Source organism: Microbacterium sp. JZ70 (assembly GCF_053903225.1).
On record NZ_CP096405.1, the window covers coordinates 180,407 to 195,085 of the forward strand.

The window sequence follows — 14,679 nt, forward strand, 5'->3', positions numbered from 1 at the left end:
CCAACATTGAAAGGATCCGCAATGACGCCATCCGATGCCGACGAGCTCCGCGCGCGCAATCGCGCGGTGGTCGAGGCCTTCTTCTCGTCGAACCTCGACAATCCCGAGGAGCGCATCGCGCTCTGGCACCCCGACGGCGTCAAGGAGCTGCCCTTCGCACCGCGCGAGCTGCCCAAGACCCGATGGGAGGGGCGCGACGAGATCGTGGCGAACACGGTCAACAACGCCGGGATGTTCGCGAACTGCGTGCACCAGGACCTCGAGGTCTTCGCGTGCGAGGATCCTGCGCTCTTCTTCGTGACGAGCCGGATGGTGCCGGAGGCGACGTTCCTGGGCGAGCCGTACCCGCAGTCGTTCGTGCACCTCCTGCGCGTCGAGGACGGCAGGATCATCCTGCAGCGCGAGTACTTCGACTCGGGCATCCTCGCCGACGCCGAGCGCGCCGCTCGCGCGAAGGGGCGCACGCCGATGGTCTGAGGGGCCCGCCCGGGCGCCTCGGCCGTCGCCGCGTTTCGCGGCGAACCGGGCGCGGATCGACGCAGGACGCGGCAGGAGCCTGGGACTCCTGCCGCGTTCCGCGTCCAACGGATGGCCGTCTGCCGCGTTCCGGGGCGAACGGCAGGCGAACACGCACGCCGGCCGACGCCCCCCGCATCGGCCGGCGCGGTCTTACAGGCGCGTCGCGGCGTCCTGCGCGGCCCGCACGGCGAGCGCAACCGACATGAGCGTCGGATTCATCGTCGTCGCGGTGGGGATCGTGCCGTTGCCGCCGACGTAGAGGTTCTCGAAGCCCCACACCCGCGAGTGCGGGTCGGCGACCGAGGTGCCGTCGTCGGCGACGCCGAGCCGGGTGGTGCCCTGGTAGTGCAGGCTCGACCCGTTGGGCATGAGCCGCGGCTCGGCGATGAAGACGCCGAGCCCCTCGCCGATGCGGCGCAGGCGCTCGGTCGCGTCGGCGATCTCGGCCTCCTCCTCGGGGCCGAGCGCGTACTCGATGGTCATGTTCGGCAGCCCGCGGTAGTCGAGCTCGTCATCCGAGAACGTGACGCCGTCCTCGAAGCGCGGGCGCTTGCGCATCCCGTAGCCCATGTTGACGTAGCCCCACCGGTTGCCGGCGTGCGGATGGCTCTCATCGAGCGGGAAGGGCGGCTGCTCGGCGTACATCACCTGCAGGGAGTACGGATGGCCCGGCTCGGCGAACGGGATGCGGTTGACGGCGGCGACGGGATCGACGGGGTTCGCCGCGCGGCGCGCGAGCTCCGCCTCGAGATCGGCCTCCGAGGCGAACCGCGACATCTGATCCCCGGACAGCGCGACGGTCGAGATGACGACCGGGTGCTCGGTGAGGTAGCGGCCGAGTGCGCGCGGCCGGATGCCCGACGCCCACAGCAGCTGCGGGGTGCGGAACGCGTCGGCAGCGACCACGACGAGGTCGGCCTCGACCGTCGCGGTCTCGCGGGTGCGGAGGTCCTCGACGACGACCCCGGTCGCGCGCGCGCCATCGACGACGATCTGGCGCACGAGCGACAGGTCGCGCAGCTCGAAGCGCGCCGCGAGCGGGGAGCCCGGGTCGGCGAGCGGGCCGAGCACGACGTCGGCGCCGGCCCAGCGGACCGTGCCGTCGGGCTGCGGGTCTCCCGCGACCGGCAGCGTGCTCGGCGCGGGGTCGGAGCCCGCTGCCTCCTCGAGCAGCGAGCGGATGGCCGCGCCGACCGCCGAGTCGGCGAACGCGGCGCTCTGCACGTGCAGGAGCTCCTCCGCGCGCTGGATGAGCGCATCCCACTCCGCGTCGTCGATGAAGTCGACGCGCTCCGAGCCGGAGGGGCGGGGCGTCGCGCACGTCCAGTGGGCGCCCATCCCGCCGACGTTCGTCGACGCGGCGGCCGCCGGGAAGGTCGGTGCGTGCGCGGCGCCCTCCCCGCCGAAGTCGAGAAGATGCGTGCCCTGGCGCGCCGTGAACATCCCCTCGACGACCGTTCCGGCGGGGATGCCGAGCGACTCGCGCAGGGCACCCGCCTGCGGGCCCTGCGAGAGCTCGCGCGCCCGCGCCTTCTCGTCGGGCGACGGGATGTTGCGCACGCTCTCCCCCGGCACGGCGGTGAGCTGCGGACCGGCCTCGAACATGACCACACGGGCGCGCGGATGGCGCTCGAGCAGCTCGCGCGCGAAGGTCGAGCCGATGGGTCCGCTGCCGACGACGGCGATGACGGGCTGGTCGTTCATGGAGTCTCCTCGCGGGATGAGGCGGGGCCGCCTGCGGCGGCCTGGGGGATCGGATGGCCGCGCCCGACGAGGCGGGTCGGCTCTGCGGCGGGCGGATGGGCAGGGGCGTGCTCGTCCGAGAGGCGCCCGGCAGGCAGGAGAAGCGCGATGACGAAGCCGAGGAGGTAGACGAGCGCGAGAGCGCCGAAGACAGGCCCCATGACGTCGCCGCACGCGCGGGCGACGGCGTCCTGCACGGCCGCGGGCGCCGCGTGCACCTCCTGCGGCGTGAGCGCCGCGACCTCGGAGACGAGGGCGGCGGCCACGCCTGCGCCGATCACGCCTCCGACGATCGCGGTCGCGACCGTGGAGCCGATCTGGCGGACGAGGTTGACCGCAGCGGTCGCGGCCCCGGTCGCCGAGCGCGGCGCCGAGCTCTGCGCGACCGCGACCACGAGGCTCATGAAGAGGCCCGTGCCGATGCCGACGAGCGCCATGAGCGCCATCGGCACCCACAGCGGCAGCCCGAGCGGGAGGACCGCCATCGCTCCGAGGCCGAACGACGCCAGCAGCGGGCCGGCGATCGCGAAGCGCCGGTAGCGCCCGGTGCGCCCGACGAGCCATCCGCTGAACAGGCTCGACACGAGCATCCCGAACACCGTGGCGATCGGCACGAGACCCGAGACCGTCGCGCTCGTGCGGTACGCCATCTGGAAGAACGTCGGAAGGTACGCCGTGACCGAGAAGAGCCCGACGCCGATGACCGCGGAGAGAGCGGTCGACGCGGCCATCCGGCGGTCGGCGAACAGGCGCAGCGGAACGAGCGGATGCGATGCGCGGAACTCCACGAGCACGAAGACCGCGAAGCCCGTCGCCGACAGCGCCGCGCACGCGAGGCCGGCGCCGAGCGCGGCGGGGTCGCCGAGCCAGGTGACCGCGAGCACGAGCGAGACCATGGCGACCGCGAACGCGAGGGCCCCGGCGACGTCGATGCGCCCCCGCTCCGCCCCGCTCTCGACGTGCGGCAGCGCGAACGCCGCGAACGCGAGCGCCGCTCCGCCGAGCGGCAGATTGATCCAGAAGACCCACGGCCATCCCCACGTGTCGACGATGACACCGCCGAGCACGGGGCCGGCGAGGATCGCGACCGGGAAGGCCGCGCCGATGACGCTCATGTACCGCGCGCGCTGCCGGGGCGTCGTCACGTGCGCGACGATCGTCTGCGACATGAGGTGGAGACCCGCCGATCCGATGCCCTGGACGACGCGCGCGACGATGAGCGCCGTCATGCCGGTGGCGAAGCCGCACGCGAGCGACGCCGCGAGGAACACCGCGAGCGAGACGAGGAAGACCAGGCGCGGGCCGATCATGTCGCCGAGGCGGCCGATGACCGGCATGAGCACCGTGCTCGCGAGCGTGTAGGCCACGATGATCCAGCTCATCTGCGCGAGCGCGTCGAGCTCGCCGGCGATCGTCGCGAGCGAGGTCGAGACGATGGTGTGGTCGAGCGCGCCCAGGAACGACACGACGAAGAGCGCGCCGACGAGGAGTCGGATGCGGAGCGGAGAGAGGTTCATCAGCGGATGGCCCTTACGACCGGGCTGTCGACTCGACCTGGTGTGCCCCGTCGGCCTCGGCGCCGACGGGAACGAGCCCTCGCGGGCCCCGATGTCCTCGCCAGCATATCAGCTTCCGTAGAAAAACTGCATAAGTAGGTCGAAAGTCATCCTTGGCGTGCGTGCAGCCAGTCGCTCACGACGTCGAGCGTGCGGAGCGCACCCGCGTCGCCCGGCTGGTCGATGTGACCATGCGCGGCGCCCGGCTCCACGTGCAGCTCGACCGTCCCTCCGGCCGCACGCACCGACCCAGCGAACGACTCGCCGGATGGCCGGAGCGCGTCTCGCTCGCAGACGACGACGAGCGCGGGCGGGTATCCCGCGCCGCTCCCCTCGCCCGGGAACGCGTGCGGATCGCTCAGGGCGTCGACGGAGCCCGCGAAGTTCAGGGCGAGCTGCGCATGGGGTGATGCGGGATCGAGCGGCACCCCCGGGTTCGCGCTGTTCGCGTGAAGCGCAGGGTAGACGGCCAGGAGCCCGCCCGGCAGGGGCCCCTCTGCGCCGTCGCGCACACGCGCGGCCACGCCGACCGCGAGGTTGCCGCCCGCACTCGCCCCGCCGAGCACCAGTCGATCAGCCGGGAGCCCCAGCAGGGCGGGCGCGGAGCGCCAGGCCGCGAGCACATCGTCGGAGGGCGCGGGGAAGTGCGCCTGGCCGAGGCATTTCGTGTAGTCGACGGCGAGAACGGGGATCCCGCGTGCCGCGAGCTCCCTGGCCACCCAGTTCGACTCCGGCATGTCGAGGTGCCCGCCGATGAACCCGCCGCCGTGCACCCAGACGAGCGCGACGCGCGCTTCCGCCCCGGGGCGCCGGTAGAGCCGCACGGGCACGCCGCCCTGCGCGCCGTCGACGGTGTGCTCGACCGTCTCGATCCCGCGCAGATGCGGGAACCGCCGCTCGAGCGACGCCGTGTCGATGTCGGGGCGCGGATCCTCCGGCTCCCCGTGCTCGGCGAGCCATCGGATGGCCTCGCGCACGGGGAGGCGCCGGAAGTCGGGCAGGCCGGCTGCCTCGGCGTCGCTCATGTCAGTTCCCTTCGGAGAGGACGGCGCGCACGCGCTCGTCGTGCACGAGGTCGGACAGGTCGGTCGCCCCGCCGTGCACCGCACGCCGCAGGGCAGCTCGCGCGGCGGACTCGCGCACCCGAGGGAGCACGAGCTCGCCGTCCGCCGAGGCGATCCGCACCTCGACGCCACGGGGATCGACGCGCACCTCGACCCGCTGCTCGCCGAGCGTCCGCGCCACGATCGCCGGATGGCCCGAGGTCGCGCCCGCGAGGAGCGTCACGGGGACCCCGTGGGGCGTCGCCAGGAGGGCGAGGACGCCGGCCGAGCTGCGCGTGCACGCGGACGGCGCGAGAGGCCCGGCGAGCACGCGGCCCCAGCCGATCGCGTCGCGGAGCCACTCCGCCGCCGCGTCGGTCGGCAGAGCGGCCTCGACGACGACCGCGCGAGCCGCGGCAGCCGCGCGGGACGCCTGGTCCGGCAGCGGGCGCAGCCGCTCGCGCTCGACCGCGCACTCCGCTGCGCCGAGCACGTCGAGCGCCTCGGCCGGAACGGACACCGGCTCGGCCACGAGCGGCGACGTCGAGCGGCTGCTCCGTGCGAGAGCGTCGCGCAGCCGCGAGACCCATCCGTCGGCGCCGTCGACCACGACCACACCCGCGCCCCCGGGCTCCGCGGTGCGCCCGCGGCCGGGACCGACCGTCAGCGGCAGCTCGATCGCGGCGACCCGGAAGCGGTCCGCGGACTCCCGCGCGGACGCGAAATCCACGCCGATCATGCGGCGCTCCGCACGGCGTCCGCGACCGCATCCGCGAGATCGATCGCGTAGTGCGCGTCGGCCGCGATCTCGTCGTGCTCGACGGGCGCGTCGCCATCCAGCGCCGCCGCGAACGCGCGCCAGAGCGCGACGTAGCCGTCGTCCGCAGCGCGCGGATGGCGGATGAGCCGGCCGTCGTCATGCCGGATCCGCACCTCGGCGGAGCCGTCGTGCACGAACGACGGCGGGAAGTCGATCTCGACGCCATCGCCCTCGGTCCGGATGGAGACGCGCCACAGCGCCTCGGCGCCGTCGGGCACCATCGCCGTCGCGAGCTGCACGAGCACGTCGCCCGCGCGGAATCCGATCGCATATCCGATCGGCGGCACGGGGCGTGCGAACACGACCTCGTCGAGGCGGGGCGCGAGATCGCGCAGCAGCGGGGCGTCGTGGATCGCGAGGCCGAGGACGAGCTGGCGGAGGACCGCCGCGGCGAAGCCCGCATCCGACCAGTCGGGCGCCGAGCGCGCGGGCGCGGACGCTCCGCGGTCCGCGAACTCGGTCACCGCGGCGTGATAGCGGTCGTTGGCCGGCAGCGACACCGTGACGGAGATGCTCTGAACCCGCTCGCGCCGTGCGATGAGGAAGTGCTTGGCGCGCCCCCACGCGGGGTCGTGGAGGTGATTCGTCCCCACGATGAGCGCTACGCCGGCCTCGCGGCAGGCGCGCAGCACCGCATCCACCTCGCCGTGCGCGAGTGCGAGCGGCTTCTCGCACAGGACGCCCCGCTTGCCGGCCGCGACCGCCGCGAGAACCTGGGCCGCATGACGCTCTGGCGGTGACGCGATCACGACGACCTCGACCGCCGGGTCGGCGAGCAGCTCCTCGGCGCTCGAGGAGGCGCGGGCGCCGAGCGGCGCCGCGATGGCGGCCGCCCGCCCGCTGCCCGCGTCCGCGACGTGCACGACCGCGAAGCGATCGCCCAGGCGGGCGAGGGTGGGGACGTGGAGCGCTGCCGCGCCCGGGCCCGCGCCGATGATCCCGACTCCTGTGGGCATGCGACCTCCTCGTCGTGCGCACTTACGCTAAAAGTACACCTAAGTTTCGGCGCGATCGACAATAGATCGCGCGATCTCGCGGGCACTGTGCCAGAATCCGAGGATGGCGAACCAGTCCACCCTCCGATTCGGGGCCCAGACCGACGAGGTCACGAGCCTGCTGCGGATCGTCAATCTCGTCCGGACCGGCGAGGCCACCACGCGGCCCGAGATCGGCCGGCTGACCGGCCTCGGGCGCGGCGTCGTGTCGCAGCGCGTCGACCGCGCGATCGAGGCGGGCTTCCTCGAGGACGCCGAGCTGGGCCCATCCTCCGGAGGTCGCGCGCCCCGCGTGCTGCGCTTCCGATCCGAGCAGGCGCGCATCCTCGTGTGCGCCCTCGGCGCCCTGCACATCCGCGTCGGCGTGACCGATCTCGACGGGCGCGTGATCGCCGACGATCACGCACCGTGGGACATCACACGCGGGCCGGACGCGACGCTCGACGCCGCGATCGAGATGGCCGAGACCGTGCTCGCGCAGACGGGGGACGCCCCGATCTGGGCCGTCGTCGTCGGCGTCCCCGGGCCCGTCGACTTCAGCTCGGGGCGCCCGGTCGCTCCGCCGATCATGCCCGGCTGGAGCGGATTCGACGTCCGAGCGCGCTTCGAGGAGCGGTTCTCCGCGCCCGTGTGGGTCGACAACGACGTGAACCTCCTCGCGCTCAGCGAGCGCGACCGCCGCCGTGCGCAGAACGTCGACCTCATCTTCTGCAAGATCGGATCCGGCATCGGCGCCGGGCTCCTCTCGCAGGGGCACCTCCACCGCGGTGCGAACGGCGCGGCCGGCGACATCGGGCACGTGCGCGTGCTCGGCTCGGAGGAGCTGTGCCGGTGCGGGAAGATCGGCTGCCTCGAGGCCGTCGCGAGCGGATGGGCGCTCATCCGCGACGCGCAACGCGCGGTGGCGGAGGGCGACGACGGAGCCCTCGCCTACTTCGTCAAGAACGACGAGGAGCTCACCCCGGAGCACATCGCGATCGCCGCCACCCACGGCGATGCGCTCGCGATCTCGCTCATCCAGAAGTCCGCACGCGTCGCCGGCGAGTCGATCGCGACGCTCGTCAACATGTTCAACCCGGCGGTGATCGTCATCGGCGGTGCGATCGCGTCCGCGGGCGAGGTCTTCCTCGCGGAGGTGCGCCAGCGCGTGTACGAGCTCTCGCTGCCCCTCGCGACCCGCGACCTGCAGATCGTGAACTCCGCGAACGACCCGACCGAGCCCATCCGCGGCGGCGCGCAGCTCGCGATCGAGCAGCTGTTCGACGCGACCTTCCCGCGCTGGTTCGCGGACGGCCGGCCCACCATCCAGGGGGTGCTCGCCGCGGCCTGAGACCGCTTCTTACGAAAAACGACGGAAGTGTGTATCTTCTGGGTCTAAGTCACACGAAGGAGTGTCATGACCCCGAAGCCCATCCGCACGCTCATCGTCACCGGGATGACCGACGTCCACCACGACTGGCGGAAGACCACTCCGGCCCTCGTCGCGCTGCTGGAGTCGACCGGGCGCTTCGATGTCCGGGTCTCCGAGGAGTTCCGGGGCGCGACCGCCGAGACGCTGCGCCCATACGATCTCGTCGTCCTCAACTACTACGGGCGGCGCGACCCCTGGCGCGACGTGCCCGAGGAGCGCTTCGGCGAGGAGACGGAGCGCGCGCTGTTCGACTTCGTCGCCTCGGGCAAGGGCCTCGTCGCCTACCACCCGACCCTCGCGGGAGGCGTCGGCTGGCATCCGGAGTACGAGCGCCTCCTCGGCGGCGTGATGCGCGAGGACACCTCGCGGCGGGCGCCGAACAACGACTTCCTCCTCCGCACGGCCGAGGCGCACCCCATCACGGATGGATGGCCCGCCGAGTTCCCGCACTACGGCGACGACCTCTACGTCGGCCTGCGCTGGCCCGAGGGCGTGCGGAAGACGATCCTGCTCACCGGCTGGGACAACCGCTGCGCTACACCCAGGTGCCCGCCCAGTGGCGCGCGCTGCCGGGCATGGGCGAGGAGCACCCCGTCGCCTGGACGGTCGAGTACGGCGCAGGCCGCTCGGCCTCGATCGGCATCGGCCACGACGTCGCGGCGATCGGGCACCCCGCGTTCCGCGCGCTCTTCCCGCGAGCCGCCGAGTGGGCGGCGACGGGGGAGGTGACCATCCCCACGCCCGAGGATCTGGGCGAGCCCGTCGAGGGCGGCGACTGGTGGCCGACGACGCTCGAGCCGATGGTGCGCCGCATGTTCGACGAGTGGGTCGCGGCGGGCGAGCCCGCGACGCAGAAGAGCGGCGCATGACGCTCCCCGTGCTCCGCGACGACGCGCTCGTCTCGGATCGGGAGGGGTTCGCCCTGCGCCTGTCGCTGCCGTGGATCCGCTCGCTCCCTCTGTCATCGCTTCAGGACCTCGCGGTCTCGGTCGACGGAGAGCCGGTCGGCGCACGGGTGCGCGAGGGCCATCCGGAGTGGTGGTTCCTGCAGGACCGCGTCGAGGTGGTGGCTCCGGGGCCGCTTGCCGACGGCCGTCACGACGTCGAGGTCGCGTTCTCGCTCCTCATCCCCTATCTCCCGGGCGCCCCCGGCCATCCGCTCGTGCTGCCGCTCCGCGCGCGGCGGGTGCTCGAACTCGATGCGGCGCCGTCCGCTCCCTCCCCCGCCGCGGCGCCGCGCGCGCCGGAGCGGACGGCCGCGGCCGCGGGCCGATGGACGCTCGCCGCGAGCGCCTTCAACTGGACGCCCGAGGTCATCCGCGCCGAGCGCTCGGCGCCCGACATCGCCGTCGCGATCGCCGCCGAGGGTACGGCCGATGTCCTCGAGGTCGAGCTCGGGCAGTCCCTCCGATCGTTCCCCGCGCCATCCGCTGACGAGGCGACAGGGCTCGGCACGCGCATCGCGGATGTGGGCGGACGCGTCAGCATCGCCGGGGCGAGCATCGACGACTGGACCGGCGACGGCGGGCGCCGATCGGACGACGAGCGGCTCGCCTTCCTGCTGCCGCAGCTGCACGCGGCGCACGCCCTCGGCGCCGAGGGCGTGCGGCTGCCGATCGGGCAGGCCGGTGAGGGGCTGCTGCGCCGGCTCCTGCCGACCCTGCAGGAGCTCGACCTCACGCTCTACGAGGAGATGCAGGGGCACCAGACGCCCGAGCGCGAGGCCGCCGCGGTCGACGTGGTCGCCGCGATCGACGACCCGCACGTGCGCCTCCTCGTGGACATCAGCATGCTCATGCCCGCGCTCCCGAGGACCTACCTCGAGCGGATGTCGGCGCTGCCGCCCGCCCTGCACGCGCGGCTCCGCGAGGAGTGGCGCGACCCGGGCACCTCGGCGGCGGTGACGGCGGCCCTGCACGCGGGCGAGGTGCCGCCCGAGCTGCGGACCCTCTTCATGAACCTCATCGTGCGGTTCGGCCGGTCCGAGGCCGCCGTGCTCCGCCCCATCCTGCCGCTCGTCGGCGCCTTCCACCTCAAGTACTGGGACCTCGAGGACGACGACGGCCGGGTCAGCGCGCCCATCCGCGACCTCGGGACGCTGCTGCGCGGATCGGACTTCCGCGGCACGCTCTGCAGCGAATGGGGCGGGCACGAGTGGCTCGACGACGACCCGACCGAGACGACCCGCGCCCACCTCGCGCTCGCGCGCGAGGCGCTGGGCGCACCATCCCCCGGTCGTTGAGCGAGCCCCTTCACCGGTCGTCGAGCAGCCCGCCACCGGCCGTTGAGCGAGCGAGGAACGAGCGAGACGAAACGCCGCGACCAGCCCTCGGGAACGCTCCCGACGACGGCTCACGTCGTTTCGACTCGCTCCGCTCGCTCAACGACCGGAAAGCACCGAGCACAACCGACCCGCTTCGCTCGCTCAGCGACCGGGAAGCCGCGCGCTCCCCGCGCAGAGAGCCGCCCCGGAGCCCATGACGGGCTCCGGGGCGGCTCTCTGCGGGCGCTACTTCGTCGAGAACGCCGCGTCGAACGACGCAGCGGGCGGCGTGATGGCGTTGAGCTTGCGCACGAACGCGAGCGCCTCGGGAGCGCCCTGCAGACGATCCATGCCCGCGTCCTCCCACTCGACGCTCGTCGGGCCGTCGTAGCCGATCGCGTTGAGTGCGCGGAACAACGGCTCCCAGGGCACGGCGCCGTGGCCCGTCGACACGAACGTCCAGCCGCGCCGCGGGTTCGCCCACGGCAGGTGCGACCCGAGCACGCCGTTGCGTCCGTCGAGGTTCGTCACCGACTCCTTCACGTGGACGTGGAAGATGTGGTCGGCGAAGTCGAGCACGAACGCCACCGGGTCGAGCTGCTGCCACATGAAGTGCGACGGATCGAAGTTGATCCCGAAGCCCGGTCGGTGCCCGATCGCCTCGAGCGTCGCCTTGGCCGTCCAGTAGTCGTAGGCGATCTCCGACGGATGCACCTCGAGCGCGAAGCGGACGCCGACCTCCTCGAACACGTCGATGATGGGGTTCCACCGGTCGGCGAAGTCCTGGTAGCCGGCCGCGATCATCTCGTCGCTCGCCGGCGGGAACATCGCGACGTACTTCCAGATGGACGACCCCGTGAAGCCCGTGACGGTCTTCACGCCGAGCTTCGCCGCGAGGCGCGCAGTGTTCTTCATCTCCTCGGCCGCCCGCTGGCGCACGCCCTCAGGATCTCCGTCGCCCCAGACGACGTCCGGGAGGATGTCGCGGTGGCGCTGGTCGATCGGGTCGTCGCAGACCGCCTGGCCCTTGAGGTGATTCGAGATCGTCCACACCTTCAGCCCGTGGCGCTCGAGCGTGTCGAGCTTGCCCTGGACGTAGGCGTCGTCATCCCAGCGCCACGGATCCAGGTGGTCGCCCCAGCAGGCGATCTCGAGGCCGTCGTAGCCCCACTCCCCCGCGAGGCGGCACACCTCCTCGAACGGCAGGTCGGCCCACTGGCCCGTGAACAGCGTGATCGGTCGCGCCATCGCGAACTCCTCCCGATTGTCGTTGATTACAACTTACTCGCGGACCGGTGGTCAGGCCAGCACGAGCTCGCGCTCGACCGGCACGCGGTTGGTCACATACCGCCCGGGCCCGCCGTCGACCCCCGGCGCGATCTGCATGTAGAGCAGGCGCATGGTCAGCACGACCTCGACGGTGATGCGCTCCCCCGCGGCAGGCACCCCGCCGTCGAGGACACCCTCGAGCGGGATGACGATCTCAGGACGGTCGGCGACGAACCAGAGGGTGTCCCACTGGTCGGGCAGCTCCGCCACGGTGTACGAGCGCCCCTGCAGCTCGAAGCGCAGCGTCTCCTTGGGGATCACGACGCCGTTGACGGTGACGTCGACGTCGTCGACGGCAGACAGCCAGAGGCTGCGGTACCACGGCAGCTGGATCGAGACGGCGATGCCGTCGTCGCGGCGCGTGACGTCCTTCTCCGAGAACAGGGAGTTGTGAGTGGCCATGTCGTCTCCTCCTAGACCGTCGCCGCCGCGACGGATTCCTCGATCGCGCGGCGCATGAGCGCGTGCTGCTTCCGGACGAGGTCGATCGGGTCGGCCTCGCCGAGGTCGGAGAACGCGTGGCCCTCCCACTCGCTGGACAGGAAGCCCTCGTAGCCGCCCTCGACGAACTGGCGCACGATGCGGGGGATGTCCATGGCCGGCTCCTCGCCGTCCGCCCCGATGTCGTAGAACTTCGCATGCACGTGGAAGATCTGCGGCATGATGTCGAGCCACTCCTCGGGCGGCACGAGTCCGTGCATGTTGAAGGCGAGGCGCGTGAAGGGCCCGAACCGGAGGAAGTCGAAGCCCTCCGCGGTGAGGAAGTCCTCGAACTCCTGATTGCGCACGTGCATGGGCAGCGGCTTCCGCCAGATCTCGTCCATGACCGGGAAGTACTTCTCGGGCATGCCCATCGTCCGCAGCGTGCGCAGGAGCGTCGGCGACAGGCTGTGCATGGTCGATGAGAAGTCGGCCGTGAACCCGAGGCGCTCGGATCCGAGCTCCTCGTACATCGCGCGGATCTCGAGGATCTTCGGATCGTTGGGGCCCTGCGGTGCGTGGATCTCGTAGCCCAGGCGCTGGTCGTACTTCTCCGCGAGCGGCAGGAGGCGACGCAGCAGCTCCTTGCCGGCCGAGCGGATGACGATCCTCCGGAATCCGAGCGTGTTCGCCGTGGCGAGCTGCCGCGAGAAGAAGTCGAACTCCTCGTCGGGGGTCATGTCGCGATCCTTGCGGCGGCCCATGTCGAGGTTCGTCCCGACCGCGCTCGGCTCGAGCTCGTGCTTCTCGAGCGTGTCGAACCAGAGCCTCGTGAACTCGGCGTCGACATCCGGGTAGGTGCGCAGGAGCTGCGCGATGTTGAACTCCACACCCGGCCCGATGCCGTTCTCGGCGACGGCGGCGATCAGCGTCTCGGGCGTGTACAGCCCGGCGGCGAACTCGCTCGTCATCGAGTACAGGGTGGTTCCGAGGCGGATGCCGGTGCCGGCGATGCCCTCGCTCGTCATGCGCTCACTCCTTCCGTTCGAGGCAGCCACGCTGCCAGCTGGGTCCGTGCCTGCGCGGCCTCCGTCACCATGCGGCTGCCCGCGGCCTCCGCCGCGGAGCGCTGCACGGCCTGCTCGCCCGCGATGATCTCGAAGGGCGACTGCCAGTGGTTCCAGTGCCAGCCCTCGTACTCGCTCGAGATCGCGCCGTTGTAGCCGTTCTCGACGAGGAGCGTCACGAGATCGCGGACGGGAACCGACGGCTCCTCGCCGTTCTCGTCGATGCCGAAGAACTTGCCGTGCACGTGCTTGATCCACGGCATGATCTCGAGCCAGTCGTCGACGCGGGCAGGGCCGAACAGGCCCGTGCCGTTGATGCCGAAGTCGATGCCGAACTCGGGCTGCCCGTGCTGGGCCGCGAGGCCGATGAAGCGCCCGAAGCGCTGTCCGTGCTCGGCCTGGTCGGCAGGCGGCCCCTGCTCGTAGAACGCGCTCCACAGGTCGACGACCTCGCCGAGCAGCTCCTCCGATGCGCCGCGACGGCGGTACGCCTCGATGAGCGACGGCGCGAAGCCGGTCACGGTGGCGCCCCAGTCCATCGTGAACCCGAGGAACGGCGAGCCGACCTTCTCGTAGCGGTCGCGCAGGGCGAGGATGCGCGGATGGGAGGCGTACTGGTCCGCGTGCACCTCGAGCGCGAGCGTCACGCCGTGCTCCTCGGCGATGGGAGCGAGCGCCTCCATCGAGTCGGGCGTGATCGAGATCTGCACGCGCGCGATCGGGAAGCCGAGCTTGGCGGCGGCGAGGATCTGCCTCCGCATGTACGCGATGAGCTCGTCCTGGTCGAGCAGGCGGTCGCGGTGGATGCCGATGTCGGCGTTGATCGCGAGCGAGGTCGTGACGAGGCCGGTCTCGGCGACGAGATCCCGGAAGCGGCCCGCGAACGCGTCGTCGACCTCCGGGAAGCCGCGGAAGCTCGAGAAGCCGATGATCTCGAGACCGGGGCCGTAGCCTTCGGCTGCGACCTTGCGGATGAGCCCTTCGAGGTCGTACTCGCGGCCGTGGAACGCGCGCGTGAAGCTGTAGAGGGTGACGCCCTGGATGGGCGCGCCGAGGTTCGTCATGCGGCTGCCGCCTTCATGGTCTTGGCGTCGCGCTCCTCGATGTGGAGGGTCTCGTCGTCGCCGATGATGATGTACGGGATGTAGAGGGTGAGGCCCACCTCGACGCGGTGCTCCGCGTCGTCCGCGGGCACCGGGAGGTCGCCGGAGAGCACGGCGGAGTCGACGGGGAACCACCAGCTCTCGGTGTCGTCGACCATGTCGGCGAAGGTGCGCTCCTCGCCGTTGAGACGCCAGCGCAGCGAGTCGGCCGGCGCCTCGACGCCGTCGACCGTGAGCGTGGCGCCGGCGATGCACGACGCGGGCAATGCGCGGTACCAGGGGATGCGCACGTCGACCGCGACGCGCGCGCCGTCGGTCCTGAGCGTGCCGGGCTCGATGATGCGATCGGGGATCACGGATGTCCTCCAAGACGTCTTTGTCTGACTTCCGTCAGACTAATGCTTCTTTTC

General features: G+C 72.1%; 15 protein-coding genes. 5 read left to right on the top strand and 10 right to left on the bottom strand.

Annotated features, from left to right (window positions below; genetic code table 11):
• The first annotated feature begins 21 nt into the window (after window positions 1-21).
• A complete protein-coding gene (locus M1D46_RS00780) occupies window positions 22-477 on the top strand; it encodes a nuclear transport factor 2 family protein (RefSeq protein ID WP_456286280.1) in 456 nt (151 codons plus the stop codon).
• Window positions 478-669: 192 nt separating this feature from the next.
• Here M1D46_RS00780 and M1D46_RS00785 read toward each other — a convergent pair whose 3' ends face one another.
• From M1D46_RS00785 to M1D46_RS00805, 5 genes are all read right to left on the bottom strand, one after another.
• Complete coding sequence (locus tag M1D46_RS00785) at window positions 670-2,223, bottom strand: GMC oxidoreductase (RefSeq protein ID WP_324013684.1); 1,554 nt, start codon at window positions 2,221-2,223, stop codon at window positions 670-672.
• Window positions 2,220-3,779, bottom strand: a complete 1,560-nt coding sequence (locus M1D46_RS00790; RefSeq protein ID WP_456286281.1) for an MFS transporter — start codon at window positions 3,777-3,779, stop codon at window positions 2,220-2,222. The genes M1D46_RS00785 and M1D46_RS00790 overlap by 4 nt, the downstream gene beginning before the upstream one ends.
• A gap of 146 nt (window positions 3,780-3,925) precedes the next feature.
• Entirely contained in the window at window positions 3,926-4,843 is a 918-nt protein-coding gene (locus M1D46_RS00795) for an alpha/beta hydrolase (RefSeq protein ID WP_456286282.1), read from the bottom strand.
• A gap of 1 nt (window position 4,844) precedes the next feature.
• Entirely contained in the window at window positions 4,845-5,600 is a 756-nt protein-coding gene (locus tag M1D46_RS00800) for a hypothetical protein (RefSeq protein WP_456286283.1), read from the bottom strand.
• Window positions 5,597-6,637, bottom strand: coding sequence for a Gfo/Idh/MocA family protein (locus M1D46_RS00805; protein WP_456286284.1), 1,041 nt, complete (start codon window positions 6,635-6,637; stop codon window positions 5,597-5,599). Before M1D46_RS00805 ends, M1D46_RS00800 begins: the two co-directional genes overlap by 4 nt.
• A gap of 103 nt (window positions 6,638-6,740) precedes the next feature.
• Between M1D46_RS00805 and M1D46_RS00810 the strand changes: the two genes are divergently transcribed.
• The 4 genes from M1D46_RS00810 (at window position 6,741) to M1D46_RS00825 (ending at window position 10,329) form a co-directional block, all read left to right on the top strand.
• Window positions 6,741-8,006, top strand: coding sequence for an ROK family protein (locus tag M1D46_RS00810; RefSeq protein WP_271172990.1), 1,266 nt, complete (start codon window positions 6,741-6,743; stop codon window positions 8,004-8,006).
• 66 nt (window positions 8,007-8,072) lie between these two features.
• Complete coding sequence (locus M1D46_RS00815; RefSeq protein WP_456286285.1) at window positions 8,073-8,816, top strand: ThuA domain-containing protein; 744 nt, start codon at window positions 8,073-8,075, stop codon at window positions 8,814-8,816.
• A complete protein-coding gene (locus M1D46_RS00820; protein WP_456286286.1) occupies window positions 8,813-8,956 on the top strand; it encodes a hypothetical protein in 144 nt (47 codons plus the stop codon). Before M1D46_RS00815 ends, M1D46_RS00820 begins: the two co-directional genes overlap by 4 nt.
• On the top strand, window positions 8,953-10,329 hold the full coding sequence (locus tag M1D46_RS00825; protein ID WP_456286287.1) for a restriction endonuclease subunit R: 1,377 nt from the start codon (window positions 8,953-8,955) through the stop codon (window positions 10,327-10,329). The genes M1D46_RS00820 and M1D46_RS00825 overlap by 4 nt, the downstream gene beginning before the upstream one ends.
• A gap of 267 nt (window positions 10,330-10,596) precedes the next feature.
• On the opposite strand, the gene M1D46_RS00830 is transcribed toward M1D46_RS00825, so the two are convergent.
• Genes M1D46_RS00830 through M1D46_RS00850 form a run of 5 tightly spaced genes read right to left on the bottom strand, consistent with a single transcriptional unit; the run spans window position 10,597 to window position 14,625 of the window.
• The gene (locus M1D46_RS00830) at window positions 10,597-11,598 is read right to left on the bottom strand and encodes a sugar phosphate isomerase/epimerase family protein (RefSeq protein WP_271172994.1); all 1,002 of its coding nucleotides are present in this window, start codon (window positions 11,596-11,598) and stop codon (window positions 10,597-10,599) included.
• 51 nt (window positions 11,599-11,649) lie between these two features.
• Window positions 11,650-12,081 (bottom strand): C-glycoside deglycosidase beta subunit domain-containing protein, encoded by a 432-nt coding sequence (locus M1D46_RS00835; protein ID WP_324013671.1) that lies wholly within the window; start codon window positions 12,079-12,081, stop codon window positions 11,650-11,652.
• A gap of 11 nt (window positions 12,082-12,092) precedes the next feature.
• Window positions 12,093-13,127 carry a sugar phosphate isomerase/epimerase family protein gene (locus M1D46_RS00840; protein ID WP_324013669.1) on the bottom strand — a complete coding sequence of 345 codons (1,035 nt, stop codon included), beginning with the start codon at window positions 13,125-13,127 and terminating at the stop codon, window positions 12,093-12,095.
• The gene (locus tag M1D46_RS00845) at window positions 13,124-14,230 is read right to left on the bottom strand and encodes a sugar phosphate isomerase/epimerase family protein (RefSeq protein WP_421075129.1); all 1,107 of its coding nucleotides are present in this window, start codon (window positions 14,228-14,230) and stop codon (window positions 13,124-13,126) included. The genes M1D46_RS00840 and M1D46_RS00845 overlap by 4 nt, the downstream gene beginning before the upstream one ends.
• On the bottom strand, window positions 14,227-14,625 hold the full coding sequence (locus M1D46_RS00850) for a C-glycoside deglycosidase beta subunit domain-containing protein (protein ID WP_271172998.1): 399 nt from the start codon (window positions 14,623-14,625) through the stop codon (window positions 14,227-14,229). Before M1D46_RS00850 ends, M1D46_RS00845 begins: the two co-directional genes overlap by 4 nt.
• Window positions 14,626-14,679 lie beyond the last annotated feature (54 nt).

What these genes read in the sequence shown, in the direction of transcription:
- M1D46_RS00810 (WP_271172990.1), top strand. Translation starts at nt 6,741, where the DNA reads ATGGCGAACCAGTCCACCCTCCGATTCGGGGCCCAGACCGACGAGGTC.
- M1D46_RS00840 (WP_324013669.1), bottom strand. Translation starts at nt 13,127, where the DNA reads ATGACGAGCGAGGGCATCGCCGGCACCGGCATCCGCCTCGGAACCACC.
- M1D46_RS00830 (WP_271172994.1), bottom strand. Translation starts at nt 11,598, where the DNA reads ATGGCGCGACCGATCACGCTGTTCACGGGCCAGTGGGCCGACCTGCCG.
- M1D46_RS00815 (WP_456286285.1), top strand. Translation starts at nt 8,073, where the DNA reads ATGACCCCGAAGCCCATCCGCACGCTCATCGTCACCGGGATGACCGAC.
- M1D46_RS00795 (WP_456286282.1), bottom strand. Translation starts at nt 4,843, where the DNA reads ATGAGCGACGCCGAGGCAGCCGGCCTGCCCGACTTCCGGCGCCTCCCC.
- M1D46_RS00790 (WP_456286281.1), bottom strand. Translation starts at nt 3,779, where the DNA reads ATGAACCTCTCTCCGCTCCGCATCCGACTCCTCGTCGGCGCGCTCTTC.
- M1D46_RS00785 (WP_324013684.1), bottom strand. Translation starts at nt 2,223, where the DNA reads ATGAACGACCAGCCCGTCATCGCCGTCGTCGGCAGCGGACCCATCGGC.
- M1D46_RS00805 (WP_456286284.1), bottom strand. Translation starts at nt 6,637, where the DNA reads ATGCCCACAGGAGTCGGGATCATCGGCGCGGGCCCGGGCGCGGCAGCG.
- M1D46_RS00845 (WP_421075129.1), bottom strand. Translation starts at nt 14,230, where the DNA reads ATGACGAACCTCGGCGCGCCCATCCAGGGCGTCACCCTCTACAGCTTC.
- M1D46_RS00835 (WP_324013671.1), bottom strand. Translation starts at nt 12,081, where the DNA reads ATGGCCACTCACAACTCCCTGTTCTCGGAGAAGGACGTCACGCGCCGC.
- M1D46_RS00800 (WP_456286283.1), bottom strand. Translation starts at nt 5,600, where the DNA reads ATGATCGGCGTGGATTTCGCGTCCGCGCGGGAGTCCGCGGACCGCTTC.
- M1D46_RS00780 (WP_456286280.1), top strand. Translation starts at nt 22, where the DNA reads ATGACGCCATCCGATGCCGACGAGCTCCGCGCGCGCAATCGCGCGGTG.
- M1D46_RS00825 (WP_456286287.1), top strand. Translation starts at nt 8,953, where the DNA reads ATGACGCTCCCCGTGCTCCGCGACGACGCGCTCGTCTCGGATCGGGAG.